This is a genomic window from Neorhizobium sp. CSC1952 (genome assembly GCF_030378245.1).
Lineage (GTDB): Bacteria > Pseudomonadota > Alphaproteobacteria > Rhizobiales > Rhizobiaceae > Neorhizobium > Neorhizobium oryzae_A.
In genome coordinates this window covers 3,598,616-3,612,052 of the sequence record NZ_CP128416.1, presented here as the reverse complement: position 1 = coordinate 3,612,052, position 13,437 = coordinate 3,598,616, and the positions used below count along the sequence as shown (strand labels likewise).

The 13,437-nt window shown below is 63.4% G+C and carries 17 protein-coding genes; 10 read left to right on the top strand and 7 right to left on the bottom strand.

Annotation, left to right across the window (positions count from 1 at the left end; genetic code table 11):
* Positions 1 to 80 precede the first annotated feature (80 nt).
* Together QTA58_RS17605 and QTA58_RS17600 are read left to right on the top strand one after the other, a co-directional pair.
* Positions 81 to 1,028 carry an EAL domain-containing protein gene (locus QTA58_RS17605; protein ID WP_289669834.1) on the top strand — a complete coding sequence of 316 codons (948 nt, stop codon included), beginning with the start codon at positions 81 to 83 and terminating at the stop codon, positions 1,026 to 1,028.
* 500 nt (positions 1,029 to 1,528) lie between these two features.
* Positions 1,529 to 1,744: a cold-shock protein gene (locus QTA58_RS17600; RefSeq protein ID WP_085424902.1), complete on the top strand. Its 216-nt coding sequence runs from the start codon at positions 1,529 to 1,531 to the stop codon at positions 1,742 to 1,744.
* Between the two features lie 81 nt (positions 1,745 to 1,825).
* Here the strand turns inward: QTA58_RS17600 and QTA58_RS17595 are convergent, their stop codons facing one another.
* Both QTA58_RS17595 and QTA58_RS17590 read right to left on the bottom strand, forming a co-directional pair.
* On the bottom strand, positions 1,826 to 2,473 hold the full coding sequence (locus tag QTA58_RS17595; RefSeq protein WP_289669830.1) for an MBL fold metallo-hydrolase: 648 nt from the start codon (positions 2,471 to 2,473) through the stop codon (positions 1,826 to 1,828).
* Between the two features lie 72 nt (positions 2,474 to 2,545).
* Positions 2,546 to 2,734 carry a hypothetical protein gene (locus QTA58_RS17590; protein ID WP_289669828.1) on the bottom strand — a complete coding sequence of 63 codons (189 nt, stop codon included), beginning with the start codon at positions 2,732 to 2,734 and terminating at the stop codon, positions 2,546 to 2,548.
* Positions 2,735 to 2,904: 170 nt separating this feature from the next.
* Here QTA58_RS17590 and QTA58_RS17585 point away from each other — a divergent pair, with 170 nt between their 5' ends.
* The 5 genes from QTA58_RS17585 to QTA58_RS17565 all read left to right on the top strand — a co-directional run bounded on the left by QTA58_RS17585 (position 2,905) and on the right by QTA58_RS17565 (position 6,959).
* Positions 2,905 to 3,522 carry a DUF1236 domain-containing protein gene (locus QTA58_RS17585; RefSeq protein ID WP_289669826.1) on the top strand — a complete coding sequence of 206 codons (618 nt, stop codon included), beginning with the start codon at positions 2,905 to 2,907 and terminating at the stop codon, positions 3,520 to 3,522.
* Between the two features lie 240 nt (positions 3,523 to 3,762).
* Entirely contained in the window at positions 3,763 to 4,230 is a 468-nt protein-coding gene (locus QTA58_RS17580; RefSeq protein ID WP_143531814.1) for a MarR family transcriptional regulator, read from the top strand.
* A 20-nt stretch (positions 4,231 to 4,250) separates the two neighbouring features.
* Positions 4,251 to 4,949, top strand: a complete 699-nt coding sequence (locus tag QTA58_RS17575; RefSeq protein WP_085424907.1) for a response regulator transcription factor — start codon at positions 4,251 to 4,253, stop codon at positions 4,947 to 4,949.
* A 32-nt stretch (positions 4,950 to 4,981) separates the two neighbouring features.
* A complete protein-coding gene (locus tag QTA58_RS17570; RefSeq protein WP_289669825.1) occupies positions 4,982 to 6,361 on the top strand; it encodes an ATP-binding protein in 1,380 nt (459 codons plus the stop codon).
* A 16-nt stretch (positions 6,362 to 6,377) separates the two neighbouring features.
* Entirely contained in the window at positions 6,378 to 6,959 is a 582-nt protein-coding gene (locus tag QTA58_RS17565; protein ID WP_289669823.1) for a DUF1349 domain-containing protein, read from the top strand.
* A gap of 35 nt (positions 6,960 to 6,994) precedes the next feature.
* Here QTA58_RS17565 and QTA58_RS17560 read toward each other — a convergent pair whose 3' ends face one another.
* From QTA58_RS17560 to QTA58_RS17540, 5 genes are all read right to left on the bottom strand, one after another.
* Entirely contained in the window at positions 6,995 to 7,357 is a 363-nt protein-coding gene (locus QTA58_RS17560; RefSeq protein WP_289669822.1) for a tRNA-binding protein, read from the bottom strand.
* 8 nt (positions 7,358 to 7,365) lie between these two features.
* Entirely contained in the window at positions 7,366 to 8,184 is an 819-nt protein-coding gene (proC, locus tag QTA58_RS17555) for a pyrroline-5-carboxylate reductase (protein ID WP_085424911.1), read from the bottom strand.
* The gene (locus tag QTA58_RS17550; protein ID WP_085424912.1) at positions 8,184 to 8,684 is read right to left on the bottom strand and encodes a YbjN domain-containing protein; all 501 of its coding nucleotides are present in this window, start codon (positions 8,682 to 8,684) and stop codon (positions 8,184 to 8,186) included. The genes proC and QTA58_RS17550 overlap by 1 nt, the downstream gene beginning before the upstream one ends.
* A 329-nt stretch (positions 8,685 to 9,013) precedes the next feature.
* The gene (locus QTA58_RS17545; protein WP_289669819.1) at positions 9,014 to 9,820 is read right to left on the bottom strand and encodes a nucleotidyltransferase domain-containing protein; all 807 of its coding nucleotides are present in this window, start codon (positions 9,818 to 9,820) and stop codon (positions 9,014 to 9,016) included.
* 45 nt (positions 9,821 to 9,865) lie between these two features.
* Positions 9,866 to 10,120 (bottom strand): accessory factor UbiK family protein, encoded by a 255-nt coding sequence (locus QTA58_RS17540; RefSeq protein ID WP_085424914.1) that lies wholly within the window; start codon positions 10,118 to 10,120, stop codon positions 9,866 to 9,868.
* Positions 10,121 to 10,324: 204 nt separating this feature from the next.
* On the opposite strand from QTA58_RS17540, the gene lgt reads away from it, so the two are divergent.
* From lgt to pgeF, 3 genes are all read left to right on the top strand, one after another.
* Entirely contained in the window at positions 10,325 to 11,182 is an 858-nt protein-coding gene (gene lgt, locus QTA58_RS17535; RefSeq protein ID WP_289669817.1) for a prolipoprotein diacylglyceryl transferase, read from the top strand.
* A 14-nt stretch (positions 11,183 to 11,196) separates the two neighbouring features.
* The gene (locus QTA58_RS17530) at positions 11,197 to 12,297 is read left to right on the top strand and encodes a class I SAM-dependent methyltransferase (RefSeq protein WP_289669815.1); all 1,101 of its coding nucleotides are present in this window, start codon (positions 11,197 to 11,199) and stop codon (positions 12,295 to 12,297) included.
* 332 nt (positions 12,298 to 12,629) lie between these two features.
* Positions 12,630 to 13,436, top strand: coding sequence for a peptidoglycan editing factor PgeF (gene pgeF, locus QTA58_RS17525; protein ID WP_289669813.1), 807 nt, complete (start codon positions 12,630 to 12,632; stop codon positions 13,434 to 13,436).
* Position 13,437: the final 1 nt, after the last annotated feature.

Below are 13,437 nucleotides of genomic sequence, written 5' to 3'. Positions count from 1 at the left end.
TAAAAGCCCGATACCTTCTTTACAGCCGCGTAACCCTTGGCTGATACAACCGCAAGGATCGACAACGGAAATCGACGGGCATGGCGCCGAGAAGCATCTTCGCCAATCTGGTTCGCGGTGAGAACGGTGCGTTCTCCACCATCTACGGCCCTTTCAAGCTGCAGTCCGCCCTGCAGCCGATCTTCCGTCCGACGACGGGGGCCGGACTGGAAATCGAGGCGTTCGAAGGGCTCGTGCGCGTCTCGCGCGACGGGGAGCCGGTCTCGCCGGGCGATTTCTTTCCCCTCGTCCCGCCCTCGGACATGGCCGATACCGACAGCATCCTGCGCACGATCCACATTCTCAACACCGGGCGGCTGGGCCGTTCGCGCGCACGGATTTTCGTGAAGTTCCATCCGGGCCTCTTCCGAACGCCGCACGAGATGCGCCAGGAAGTGGAACGCATCAAGCTTGCCGGTCATGAGGCAGGGATCGGACCCGACCGCATCGTCTGCGAAATCTCGGAAAAGTCCGGAGCGACCGACGATATCGTCGTCGCCTTCGCCGGCCACATGCGGGCGATCGGCTTCCGCATCGCGATCGACGATTACGGCGCGGGAGATTCCGACCTCGCCCGGCTGAAGCGCATCGCTCCGGACTACGTGAAGTTCGATGCCTCCTGGGTTCGCGACTTCCTCGACAATTCCGCCGGTTACGCGCTGCTGCGCGTGATCGTCCGGCAGATGCTGGACGACGGTATCGAACCGATCTTCGAAGGTCTGGAAGAGGTCTGGCAAGTGGACCTCTGCGAGGAACTCGGGGTGCCGCTGATGCAGGGTTATGCGCTGGCCCGGCCGGAAATCGCGCCGACGACATTCAACGAGAGCTTTCCGGAAAGCCGCCCCGACCCCGGCGCCACACCGCTCCCGCGCATGGAGACCTCGCCGGCCGCCGGCGATCCGGCGGTGCCGCCGCTTGCCTCCCACCTCCGGCCGGCGCTTGCCAAACCTGCCCGCGCCTTCGGGCGGCGCCGGTCCACCCACGAATAGAACATTCGGCGGCGCGCAGCCTTTCCGGCTAGAGATCCGCTGTTCAACGTACCCGTGCATGCCTGAGCGGCAATTTTTTCTTTTCACGCCGGCCGGCTCGAAACGGCACAGAATAGGGTGAAGAAAACGTTGCCGGCGGAGGATTCATCTTCCGGATACTCTCAAAAAGGCTCAAAGCCCCCATTTTCAGGGGCTTTGGCGATGCGCATTTTCCCGCGGGAGGGGTGGTTCAAAAAACTTTTTCTTGCCAATTTCCGATAAACACAGCACTCTGTGCAAGTTCGGGCAATTTACGAGCATGGGAAGACCTATAATGATGCGCTCCGAAGGCGCGAAGACTTCGGGCGGTAGGCTGGGGGCGGAGATTTTCAAAGCTATTCCTGCCGGTCGCCGCGGTAAAGACAGGGCCCCTTTCTTAAAGCTGCCTGCCACCGCCCTTCGGGGCAACACTGTGATGCTGTCCGCCGCTGAACACGGACAGAGAGAAAAGGACCTGCTGCATGGCCGAAACTGGCACCGTTAAATTCTTCAATACCGACAAGGGCTTCGGCTTCATCAAGCCAGATAGTGGTGGCGCCGATATCTTTGTCCATATCTCTGCCGTACAGGCTTCCGGCCTGTCCGGACTGTCAGAAAACCAGAAGGTAAGCTTCGACACGGAACCGGATCGTCGCGGCAAAGGCCCCAAGGCCGTCAACCTGCAGATCGCCGGTTAAGCCCCTTAGAGGCTTTCCATTCGAGTTGAAGCCCGGCAGGCATGCCGGGTTTTTTTCTTTTGGAGCCTTGGCGACGGTCTCTCAGAGGCCGCGCAGGAAAGGATTGCTCCGCCGTTCGTCGCCGATCCGGCTTCCCGGACCATGGCCGCAGATGAAACCGACCTCGTCGCCGAGCGGCAGGACCTTGTCGCGGATCGAGGCGAGCAGCGTCTCGTGATCGCCGCCGGGCAGATCGGTCCGCCCTATCGAGCCGTTGAACAGAACGTCGCCGAGATGCGCGAATTTCTGGTTGCGGTTGTAGAAGATCACGTGGCCGGGCGCGTGACCCGGACAATGAAAGACCTCGAAGACATGGTCGCCGAACGCGACGGTATCGCCCTCGTTGAGCCAGCGGTCCGGCACGAGGTTGCGCGCCGCCATCTTCACGCCGAACTTTTCGGCCTGCGTCTCCAGCCGCTGCAGCAGCGGCAGGTCCGCCTCATGCGGGCCGACCACGTCGACCCCGAGCGCTTCGCTGAGTTCCGCCGCGCCGCCGGCGTGGTCGATATGCCCGTGCGTCAGCCAGATTTCCTTCAGCGTTATGCCGTTTTCCTTGACGACCTGAAGGATCGTCGGCACATCGCCGCCCGGATCGATGACAACGCCGTCCTTGGTCTCGTCGTCGAAGAGGATCGTGCAATTCTGCTGGAATGGCGTAACCGGAATGATGCCGGCCTGTAACTTGCCCATGATGCCTCGGCCAAAGTGATAGGGTCAGCCGGGGGTATAAAGGGAAACGGAAGGTATTTCAGCCCCAAAAAATCAATTGGCCGCGACTTGAGGACGTTCGTCGAGGGAAAGCGGCGGCGCGAGCGAAACGGTCGCGAGCAGGAATGCGGAAACCACGATCTTGAGCGCGAAGACGGTGATCAGCACGCCTTTCAGGGGATTGGCCGGCGCCTTGGCCTCGGCGGCAATGGGAGGCAGCGCGGAAAAAGTCTGGGCAGTCATTGATGTCCTCTCCGATGTATTTGGCTGGATCAATGGACATCGCGCACAAAGGTTCCATGCCCTTTCCCACCTGTGACCCGCCCGCCACAATTTGAAGAAACCGCCCCTGTTCCGCGGAACCACCGGGGCACGGAAGGGTTTCCCCGCCAGTCAACATGAGGAGAAGATCCATGACGACTTGGTTGAAATGTCTCGGTCTCGGTGCGGTCCTTTCGGCGCTCGCCCTGCCCGCCGAGGCTCAGATGGCCACCACGACCGCGTCGGATATCACCGTACGCTCCGGCCCCGGTGAGGATTATCCCGAAATCGGCCTCGCGACCCGCGGCAGCCCGGCCATGATGGACGGTTGCCTCGAAGGCAGCAGCTGGTGCCGCATCGAAGTCAACGGCATGCGCGGCTGGGTATTCGCCGAATACCTGACCATCCGGGAGAACGGCACGCCTGTCGTGGTCCAGGAGTATCGCAGCCGTTACGAGGTGCCGACCGTCACCTACGAGACGACGGCGGGCGTCGCTCCGCCGGCCCCGGTTCCCGGCCCCGGCGACGTCCTGCTCGGCCCGGTCGGCTCGGTCGAAATGGTCGAGCCGCCGGATACGGTCATCCGGTATATCGAGCAGCATCCGGCCGAGCCGATCCGCGTCCGCAATGAGGTCGTCGTCGGCGCGACGCTTCCGCCGGATGTCGTGATCCGCGAAGTGCCCGACTACGATTACGACTATGTGGTCGTCAACGACCGGCCGGTGCTCGTCGATCCGGGCACCCGCCGCATCGTGCATATCTACGATTGAACGACACCGAAAAGGGCGCCCTCATCCGGCGCCCTTTTCATCTCGCGCGTGCAGCCCGCCCGCCTCTCCCTCAAGAAATGCTGTTGATTGTTCAAGCTGTTCGCGTTTTATCACAGGCGGACGTCTAATAATGCTTCGGTGTTGGAAGAGCTTCGGCCGCCGCCGAGGGGCCTTGAGGGAAAGGAAACGCGAGTGTCGCGCGCAACGACGGGAAGAGCCGTCAAGAAGGTCCTGCCGCCGATGCCGGCGGTCGACGAAGCCCAGATCGACTTCGAGACCATCGAATTGCTTTTCTTCGCTTACCGCGATTTCGTATCCGATCCGGATGCGATCCTCGCCAAGATCGGCATGGGCCGCGCCCATCACCGCGTCGTCTATTTCGTCTGCCGCCAGCCGGGCATGATGGTCACCGACCTTCTCGACACCCTGCAGATCACCAAGCAGAGCCTTGCGCGCGTACTCAAACAACTGATCGAATCCGGCTATATTCGCCAGATGGCCGGTGCCAAGGACCGCCGCCAGCGCAGGCTCTATCCGACGCTCGCCGGCCGCGAATTGGCACTCGCCCTTTCCGAGCCGCAATCGCGCCGTATCGCTCACGCCATGGAGGATATGACGCCGGAGATGCGGGCCTCGGTGAAGGAATTTCTGCGCCGCATGCGCGGGCGCGACGAGAATCTCGAGCCTATCGAAAGCGAGTTGGACTGAACCCCGGTTGGATTGAACAGATGACGAAAACGCCCCTTTCGGACGATGCGCCCCACCTTCTCGTGGTCGACGACGACACCCGCATCCGCGACCTCCTGAACCGCTATCTGATGGAACAGGGCTTCCGCGTCACCGTCGCAGGCGACGCGGCGGAAGCGCGCCGCAAGCTCGAAGGCCTGCATTTCGATCTGATCATCCTCGACGTGATGATGCCGGGCGAATCCGGCCTTTCCCTCACCGAGACGCTCTACGAGAGGAAGACCATTCCGGTGATCCTGCTGACGGCCCGCGCCGAAGCGGAATCGCGCATTGCCGGCCTCGAGGCCGGCGCGGACGACTACCTCTCCAAGCCTTTCGATCCGCGCGAACTGGTCCTGCGCATCAACAACATCCTGCGCCGCAGTTCCTCTCCCGATACGCCGAAGATCGAGCAGGTCATTTTCGGTCCCTTCACCTTCTCGATCCCCCGCAAGGAATTGCGCAAGGCGGCCGAAACCATACGGCTTACCGACCGCGAACAGGAGATCATGCTGCTCTTTGCGCTGCGCGCCGGCGACACCATTCCCCGTCACGAGCTGATCGGCGACGACGCCGAGGTCGGCGAGCGTACGATCGACGTGCAGATCAACCGTTTGCGGCGTAAGATCGAGGAGGATCCCGCCAATCCGGTCTACCTCCAGACGGTGCGCGGCATCGGATACCGGCTGAGCATCGATTAGCCCGGCAGGACAGGGCAAAAACGGAAGGCAGGATGGCACTTTTCGATACCCTGAAACGCGACATGGACCGGTTCGCCCTGCCGGGCTGGCGATCCTTCGTCCGCTGGCTGCGCCGACATCTGCCGACCGGCCTTTATATCCGCTCGCTGCTGATCGTGATCCTGCCCATGCTGCTCCTGCAGAGCGTGGTTGCGGCCGTCTTCATGGAACGGCACTGGCGCATGGTCACCGAACGCCTCTCGGAAGGCACGGTGCGCGATATCGCGGCCATCGTCGAGGTCATCAAGACCTATCCTCAGGACGCCAATTACGATGCCATTACCCGCATCGCGAACGACGCGCTGAACCTCACCATCGCGGTGGAGGAAGATGGCCAGTTGCCGCCGCCGCGTCCGCGGCCCTTCTTCGCGATCCTCGACGACATCCTCGCCGAACAGATCAACCGCCAGATCCAGATGCCGTTCTGGATCGATACGGTGGGCGCCAGCCGGCTCGTCGAAATCCGCGTCAAGCTCGACAGCCGCGTTCTGCGCGTCTTTGTCCGCCGCGGCTCGACCTATGCCTCGAACACCCACATCTTCCTGGTCTGGATGGTCGGTACCGCCCTGGTGCTGGTGGGCATCTCGATCCTCTTCCTGCGCGGCCAGATCCGGCCGATCCTGGCGCTTGCCCGCGCCGCCGAAAGCTTCGGCAAGGGCCAGAGGACGGAGGGTTTCTCGCCGCGCGGCGCCGACGAGGTCCGGCGCGCCGGCCTCGCCTTCATCCAGATGCGCGAGCGCATCGAGCGGCAGATGGAGCAGCGCACCGCCATGCTCGCCGGCATCAGCCATGATCTCCGGACGATCCTGACCCGCTTCAGGCTGCAGCTCGCGCTTGCCGGCGACAAGCCGGAGCTCGCCGGCATGAGCCAGGACGTCGAGGACATGCAGTCGATGCTGGAGGGCTATCTCGCCTTCGCCAAGGGCGAGGCCGAGGAAGATTTCGGCGAACTCAGATTGAGCGAACTCCTGGAAAAACTGCGCTCTGACTTTGCGCTGAGCGGCAAGACCATGACCTACGAGATCGAGGGAGATGACGAAATCGCCGTGCGCCCCAACGCCTTTACCCGGCTCGTCGGCAATCTCGTCTCCAACAGCGAACGCTACGCCGACAATCTCCATATCGATGCCAGGCACAGTGCCAAATGGCTGACGCTGACCCTCGACGACGATGGCCCGGGCATCCCGCCGGAGGCGCGCGAAGACGTCTTCAAGCCCTTCTATCGGCTCGACGAAGCCCGTAACCTGAACGCGTCCGGCACCGGCCTCGGGCTTGCGATCGCCCGCGACATCGCCCGCGCGCATGGCGGCAACGTGACGCTTGCCGACAGCCCCAAGGGCGGTCTGCGCGCCGTGGTGCGCGTGCCGGCCTGACATTTCCGAGGAGCGGATGCCGACCGATTTTTCCGACATGCATTGGCTGAACCCGCCGCCGGAAAGCCGCGAGACGGAGGGCAGGCTGACCGTCCGGTCGGGCCTGGAAACCGATTTCTGGCAGGGCACCTATTACGGCTTCCATCGCGACAGCGGCCATTTCCTCTACCGGCGCCGCTCCGGCGATTTCACGGCCGAAACGTCCTTCGTCGGCCGCTACGAGACGCTCTACGACCAGGCCGGGCTGATGATCCGCCATGACGAAAAGCACTGGATGAAGTGCGGCATCGAATTCACCGACGGCGCCCGCCATTTCAGCGTGGTCGTGACCAACGGCCATTCGGACTGGTCCGCTTTCCGGCTGGCGGACGATTTCGAGCAGATGTCCATCCGGGTCACCCGCATGGGCGATGCCCTTTTCGTCCAATACCATACCGACACGCAGCCGGACTGGCGCATGGCGCGGCTCGCCTATTTCCCGCAGCATTTCACCGAACTCTCCGTCGGCATGACCCTCTGCTCGCCCCAGCGCGAGGGTTTCGAAGCCGAATTCCGCTCCTTCAGCCTCAGCGACGTCGAAAGCCGCGACATTCACTGACGGTCGCGCGTCACAAGCTAGACCGTTACCACGGCCTACATCAGCTTCCTGCCGTTCGGCACCGGCTGTTCGACGGCAGCCAGCACGATCGCGCCCTTCTCGTCCTCGAAGCCGAGGGTGAGCACTTCGGAGCGGGCCGGTCCGATCTGCCGCGGCGGAAAGTTGACGACGCCGAGCACCTGCCGGCCGATCAGCGTTTCCGGCGTGTAATGCACGGTGATCTGCGCCGAAGATTTCTTGATGCCGATTTCAGGGCCGAAATCGATCTTCAGCTTGAACGCCGGTTTGCGGGCTTCGGGGAAAGGCTCCGCCTCGACGATCGTGCCGACGCGGATATCGACTTTCTCGAAGTCGGCGAAACTGATCTTCCGGTCGCCCTCGGCGGTTTCCTCAGCCATGCAGTCTCTCAACGTCCGAGTTCTTCGGCCCGCTCGCGGGCGGCGGCGATCGCCTTGTCGAACAGCGGCTGCATCCCGTCCCCGGCCATCAGCACGGCAAGCGCCGCGGCCGTCGTGCCGCCGGGAGAAGTCACGTTCTGGCGAAGTCTGGAAGCGTCTTCGGGGGACTGGTGCAGGAGCTCACCAGCCCCCGAGACAGTTTCCCGCGCGAGCCGCATGGCGAGGTCCGCCGGCAGGCCGGCCTTGCGGCCTGCTTCCGCCATGCACTCGACGAGATAGAACACATAGGCCGGGCCGCTGCCGGAAACGGCGGTGACGGCATCGATATCCGCTTCGCTCGCCACCCATTCCACCGGCCCGCTGACCCTCAGCAGCGATTGCACGGCATTCCGCTGCGCATCGGTGACCTTGGGATTGGCATAGGCGCCGGTCACGCCGCGGCCGATCATGGCCGGCGTGTTCGGCATGGCGCGCACCATGGCTGCGTCGCCGAGATGGCTCTCCAGATAGGCAAGCGTCTTGCCGGCTGCGACGGACACGACGACCGTCCTGGCTCCGACGATGGATTTGAGCGGCGGCAGGACCGCGTCCATCAGCTGCGGCTTGACCGCCAGGAACAGAATGTCGGGGACAAGCCCGCCGGACAGCGAGGAGACGTGCCGCGCGCCGGCCTCCGCGATCGTCACCTTCATCGCCTCCGACGGCGACGGGTCGACGACCGTGACGGACGCACCGGGCACACCCGTTTTCAGCCAGCCGGAAAGCATCGCGCCGCCCATATTGCCGGCGCCGACGAGAACGATCGATCCGAGCTGACTCAAAGTCATCAGGCTTCGCCCACGGTTTCGAACAGGACGGCATCCATGGCCGCCTTCGCCTCCATGCCCGACCATACGACGAACTGGAAGGCTTGATAATAGGCCTCGCAGGCTTCGAGCGCGCTCGACAGCAGCACTTCCACCTGCTGGTTGGTCGGCTCGGCGCCGCCGGCAAGCAAAAGCGACTGGCGGAAGATGACGACGTCTTCCTGGCGCCAGAGGTCGAAATGCCCCATCAGCACCTGCCCGTTGATATGCGAGAGCAGGCGGATGACCTCGTTGACGCGGGCATCGGGAACCTTGATGTCGAAGGCGCAGGCCAGATGCAGCGCCTCGAACTCCTCCATCCAGGAGAAGGACACGTGGTAATCGGCCCAGCGCCCCTCCACGGTCATGGCGATCTCGTCCTCGCCCGATCGTTCGAACGTCCAGTCGTTCGAGGCTGCGACGAACTCGATCATGTCGACCGGATTCGACTGACGTTCGATTTCTATTTCCATAAGGCTCATGCGGCACCTTCTTGACCGGAATGAATGCGAATTCGTGCGGATAAAACGCCAAAACACGCGAACAATAACCGGGAACAACACTGCAGATGATCGTCCGACGCCGCCAGAATAACGCAGCCACCCTGTCTGGACCTTACCAACCCGTTTCGAATCATCCTTTAAAATCAGTGTACCTAGAGCGAGTCCGGCTGCCATCCCCTCCTTTAAGATTTTACGCAATCCGCATTGGAAACTTCTTCTCAACCGGGATCAGGAGGGAGTCATAACCGACTCTGGACACTGGCTTTTTTGCCAGTGTCCACAGGGGATCAATTTTTTGACAGCAAGCCTCAGGTTGCGCTCGGAGGCAGCTCGACCGCCAGAGCTTCCCGCAGGTGAGCCCGCGTTGCCGCTTCGAACCGCTCGGGCCACTCAACGCCGATTTTCCGCGCCATCCTGCGCGCCCGCGGCAAATAGGCCTCCGCATAGGCAAGGTTGGCGGCTATGACCGATTCCCTTGTCGGGGAAGGAACGGGCAAGGCAGCGAGGAGGCTCTTCTGCTCCTCGCTGATCAGCCTGTTGAGATGAAGCACGCCTCCCCTGTTGGGCGCCGCCGTTTCCTCGATCAGAAGTTCGGTGAGAAGGTTCCGGAGGTGGAAGATGCCGGTGATCCCGTTGAGATACTCCCCTCTGCCGATGGCGAGCGACAGAAGGCCCAGGATCCGGATGAATTCTTCGAACTGCCACTTCATGCGCGCCGGATTCGGACCGGCATTTTGAGGCGCCGGCGGCAATGCTTCCAGGACCCGGTCGTGGTCGAACAGAGCCTTCAAACCGCTTGCGGTTCGTCTGGCCACCTGATCGGGCGTCACGATTTCCACGTCGATGCGCAGCCAATCCGCCGTGATCGCGTTGATCAGCATCGGCTTGGCCTGCCGGTCCCACCAGAGAACGATTTCGCCTACCCTGCCGACGGCTTCGCGCCAGAGGGCGGCGAACTCATCCGTCGGACCGTCCCGGGAAACCGCCAGGAAATCGATATCGCTGTAGGAATCCTCTATTCCCGCGCCGTAACTGCCGCTGAGGAACAGCGCCCTGACCGTCGGTTCGTTCCGAAGAGCGGCTGAAATGTCCTGGATGACTTTCGTCTTGTTCATTCAACCGCCCCTGCCCTCAGCCGGCCCCCGGAACCATCTCGGCCGTCACTGCCCCGAAAGCTTCGCCTCCAGCGCTTCGATGCGCGCCTTGAGGGCTTCGTTCTCGTCGCGGGCGCGGGCGGCCATCTCGCGCACGGCCTCGAATTCCTCGCGCTTGACCACATCCATGCTGTTCAGGAACCGCTCGGCCTGAGCATGGAATGCGGTCTCCACCTCCTTGCGCACGCCCTGGGCGGCGCCGGCGGCATCGGTCATCAGCCGTGCGAAATCGTCGAGAATGCGGTTCGTCCCGGTTGCCATGGTTCCAACTCCTAAAAATGTCTGGCCGCCCAAGCGTCCATGAAGGCGCGGCCGCTAAATCTCCAAGAAGGTGAAGTAGGGCCTGCCGTGGCTGCTTGCAAGCATCATCCACTGTCGGCGCGACCCTGCAAAGAGATTCGCCTTGACCGGGGATGGCTGCAACGCCATGTTCCGCGACGATTAGCTAGGTCGAGAACCTGTAACTTGTACGAAGCGCTTCACCTTTTCGCTCTGATCCCCTTTCCGGATATCGATCCGGTGGCCTTTTCCATAGGCCCGCTTGCCGTCCATTGGTACGGCCTGGCCTATGTCGCCGGCATCCTGCTCGGCTGGCTCTATGCGCGCCGGCTGGCGGCAAACGGCTCGCTCTGGAGAGGCGGGCAGTCGCCGATCACCGCCGCCCATCTGGACGACTTCCTCGTCTGGGTCGCGGCCGGCATCGTTCTCGGGGGGCGCATCGGCTACATATTCTTCTACGATCTGGCCGCCGTCGCCGAAAACCCCATCCGGGCGATCGAGATCTGGAACGGCGGCATGTCCTTCCACGGCGGCTTCCTCGGCGCGACGATCGCGATGGTTATCTTCGCCCGGCGCAACGGCATTCCGGTCTGGAGCATGTTCGACACGGTCGCGGCCGTCGTGCCCTTCGGGCTGTTCTTCGGCCGCATTGCCAATTTCATCAACGGCGAGCTCTGGGGCCGCCTGAGCTCGATGCCCTGGGCCGTCGTCTTCCCGACCGGCGGACCGTTCGCCCGTCATCCGAGCCAGCTTTACGAAGCGGGGCTCGAAGGCATCGTGCTGGTTCTGGTGCTCGCTCTGATGATCTTCCGCTTCAAGGCGCTGAAGGTTCCGGGCACCGTCTCCGGCACTTTCGTCTGCGGTTACGCGCTGGCCCGCATCTTCGTGGAATTCTTCCGCGAACCGGATGCGCAGCTCGGCTATCTGCTCGGCACCAATTGGCTTACCATGGGCATGGTGCTTTCGCTGCCGATGATCGCCGTCGGGCTCTGGGCCATTTTCCGCGCCCGTGCTGCGGCGTCAGCCGCCTCAGCGAAGGCGTAAGCGGAGAGCAGCCCGTGAGCACGCCCCTCGCCGACAAGATCAAGACCCTGATCCGGGCGAATGGCCCGATCAGCGTCACGGATTATTTCGCGCTCTGCCTCGCCGACCCGGAACACGGCTACTACCGCACCCGCGAGCCCTTCGGCCGGCATGGGGATTTCATCACCGCGCCGGAGATCAGCCAGCTCTTCGGCGAGATGGTCGGCGTCTTCATGGTGCATGCCTGGCAGCGCCACGGCACGCCTTCCGCCGTCCGGCTGGTGGAGATCGGTCCCGGCCGCGGCACGATGATGGCCGACATGCTGCGCGTGATCAAACGGATCGCCCTGCCGCTCTTCGAAGGACTGAACGTCCATCTGGTCGAGACCAGTGAGCGGCTGCGCGGCGTGCAGCGCGTGACGCTCGAGGCATTCTCCACCAAGATCGCCTGGCACGACAGTTTCGAGGACGTGCCGGAAGGCTTCACGCTGATCGCCGCCAACGAGCTTTTCGACGCGATCCCGATCCGTCAGTTCGTCAGGACGCCAACCGGATTCCGCGAGCGCCTCGTCGGCCTCGACGCGGCGGGCGAACTGACCTTCGCCGCCGGTGTCGCGACGCTCGATCCCGCCCTCCTGCCCTCGCCCGCGGCGTCGATCCCCGACGGCACGATCTTCGAAACGGCGCCCGCCCGCCAGGCGGTCATGCAGACCCTCTGCGACCGGCTGAAGGCCTCCGGCGGCACGGCTGTCATCATCGACTACGGCCATATGGTCACCGGCTTCGGCGACACGCTGCAGGCGATGCGCAACCATGATTTCGATACCCCGCTTGCCCATCCGGGCGAGGCGGACCTGACGAGCCATGTGGATTTCGAGGACCTCGCCAAGGTGGCGCTTTCCGCGGGCGTGCATCTGAACGGCGGCCTGCGGCAGGGCGAATTCCTCTATGGCCTCGGCCTCGCCGAACGCGCCGCGGCCCTTTCGAAGGACAAGGAACCCGCCGAACAGCGGCTCATCGCCGCCGCGGTCGATCGCCTGGCCGGCGAAGGTGCCGGCAAGATGGGTGAGCTCTTCAAGGTCATCGCGGTTTCGAGCCCGGCGCTGAATTTGATGCCGTTTCGGGCGGTGGAGTGACAACGCGCCGCAAATTATCCCCCTCTGGCCTGCCGGCCATCTCCCCCACAAGGGGGGAGATCGGTAAGAGGCATGCTCTTCCCGCCCAACCACCGCTTGTCGGGCGTCCGGGTTCGCTGGTTGCTTGGGGAAACCAATGCGCCCAGCCGATCTCCCCACCTGTGGGGGAGATGGCCGGCAGGCCAGAGGGGGGCATGCGAATGACGACATCAAATCATACACCGATTGACATCCGCCCTTCCCTTGCGCCACTCTCGCGCTGGACCGAAGCAGCCGGCAGTTTTCCAGCGCTTGCATAAAACCTCTCGAAATCAACAGGATAGATAACGCCGATGCAGGAAATTCCCTTGCCGACGCCGATCGAGAGCCCCCTGCTGAACGAGAGGGCCGGCAGCCGCATCCGGCACGGCTTCTTCACCCGGAAGGGCGGGGTCTCGGAAGGCCTTTATGCCGGCCTCAATGTCGGCGTCGGCTCGGGCGACGACCGTGAAAGGGTGATGGAAAACCGCACCCGCGTCGCCGCCTGGTTTGACCTGCCGCTCGAAAAGCTCGCGACCGTCCACCAGGTCCATTCGCCTGATGTCCTGGTGGTCGACGAGACCTATGCCGGCGAGCGGCCCCAAGAGCGACCAAAGGTCGACGCCATGGTGACGAAGGCGCCCGGCGTGGCGCTCGGCGTCCTCTCCGCAGATTGCGGCCCCATCCTGTTTGCCGATGGCGAGAACGGCGTGATCGGCGCCGCCCATGCCGGCTGGAAGGGCGCGCTCACAGGCGTGCTCGAAAACACCGTCGAGGCAATGATCTCGCTCGGCGCCGTCCGCGAAAAGATCACCGCCGTCCTCGGCCCCTCGATCGGTCCCGACAGCTACGAGGTAGGCCCGGAATTCGTGGAGCGCTTCCTTGGCCACGATCCCTCCTACGAGGCCTTCTTCACGCCGTCTCCCAAACCGGGGCACGCCATGTTCGACCTGCCGTCTCTGACGATAAGCCGGCTGACGGCGGCGGGCGTGCGGGCCGAGAACCTCGGCCTCGACACCTATCCGGACGCCGAGCGGTTTTTCTCCTACCGCCGCACCACCCATGCCCGGGAGCCGGATTACGGCCGCCAGATTTCAGCGATTTCGATGAGGGAGGAATAAC

Bases quoted from the DNA above. Each gene is read 5' to 3' on its own strand.
- QTA58_RS17605 (WP_289669834.1), top strand. From the start codon at position 81: ATGGCGCCGAGAAGCATCTTCGCCAATCTGGTTCGCGGTGAGAACGGT.
- QTA58_RS17600 (WP_085424902.1), top strand. From the start codon at position 1,529: ATGGCCGAAACTGGCACCGTTAAATTCTTCAATACCGACAAGGGCTTC.
- QTA58_RS17595 (WP_289669830.1), bottom strand. From the start codon at position 2,473: ATGGGCAAGTTACAGGCCGGCATCATTCCGGTTACGCCATTCCAGCAG.
- QTA58_RS17590 (WP_289669828.1), bottom strand. From the start codon at position 2,734: ATGACTGCCCAGACTTTTTCCGCGCTGCCTCCCATTGCCGCCGAGGCC.
- QTA58_RS17585 (WP_289669826.1), top strand. From the start codon at position 2,905: ATGACGACTTGGTTGAAATGTCTCGGTCTCGGTGCGGTCCTTTCGGCG.
- QTA58_RS17580 (WP_143531814.1), top strand. From the start codon at position 3,763: ATGCCGGCGGTCGACGAAGCCCAGATCGACTTCGAGACCATCGAATTG.
- QTA58_RS17575 (WP_085424907.1), top strand. From the start codon at position 4,251: ATGACGAAAACGCCCCTTTCGGACGATGCGCCCCACCTTCTCGTGGTC.
- QTA58_RS17570 (WP_289669825.1), top strand. From the start codon at position 4,982: ATGGCACTTTTCGATACCCTGAAACGCGACATGGACCGGTTCGCCCTG.
- QTA58_RS17565 (WP_289669823.1), top strand. From the start codon at position 6,378: ATGCCGACCGATTTTTCCGACATGCATTGGCTGAACCCGCCGCCGGAA.
- QTA58_RS17560 (WP_289669822.1), bottom strand. From the start codon at position 7,357: ATGGCTGAGGAAACCGCCGAGGGCGACCGGAAGATCAGTTTCGCCGAC.
- proC (WP_085424911.1), bottom strand. From the start codon at position 8,184: ATGACTTTGAGTCAGCTCGGATCGATCGTTCTCGTCGGCGCCGGCAAT.
- QTA58_RS17550 (WP_085424912.1), bottom strand. From the start codon at position 8,684: ATGAGCCTTATGGAAATAGAAATCGAACGTCAGTCGAATCCGGTCGAC.
- QTA58_RS17545 (WP_289669819.1), bottom strand. From the start codon at position 9,820: ATGAACAAGACGAAAGTCATCCAGGACATTTCAGCCGCTCTTCGGAAC.
- QTA58_RS17540 (WP_085424914.1), bottom strand. From the start codon at position 10,120: ATGGCAACCGGGACGAACCGCATTCTCGACGATTTCGCACGGCTGATG.
- pgeF (WP_289669813.1), top strand. From the start codon at position 12,630: ATGCAGGAAATTCCCTTGCCGACGCCGATCGAGAGCCCCCTGCTGAAC.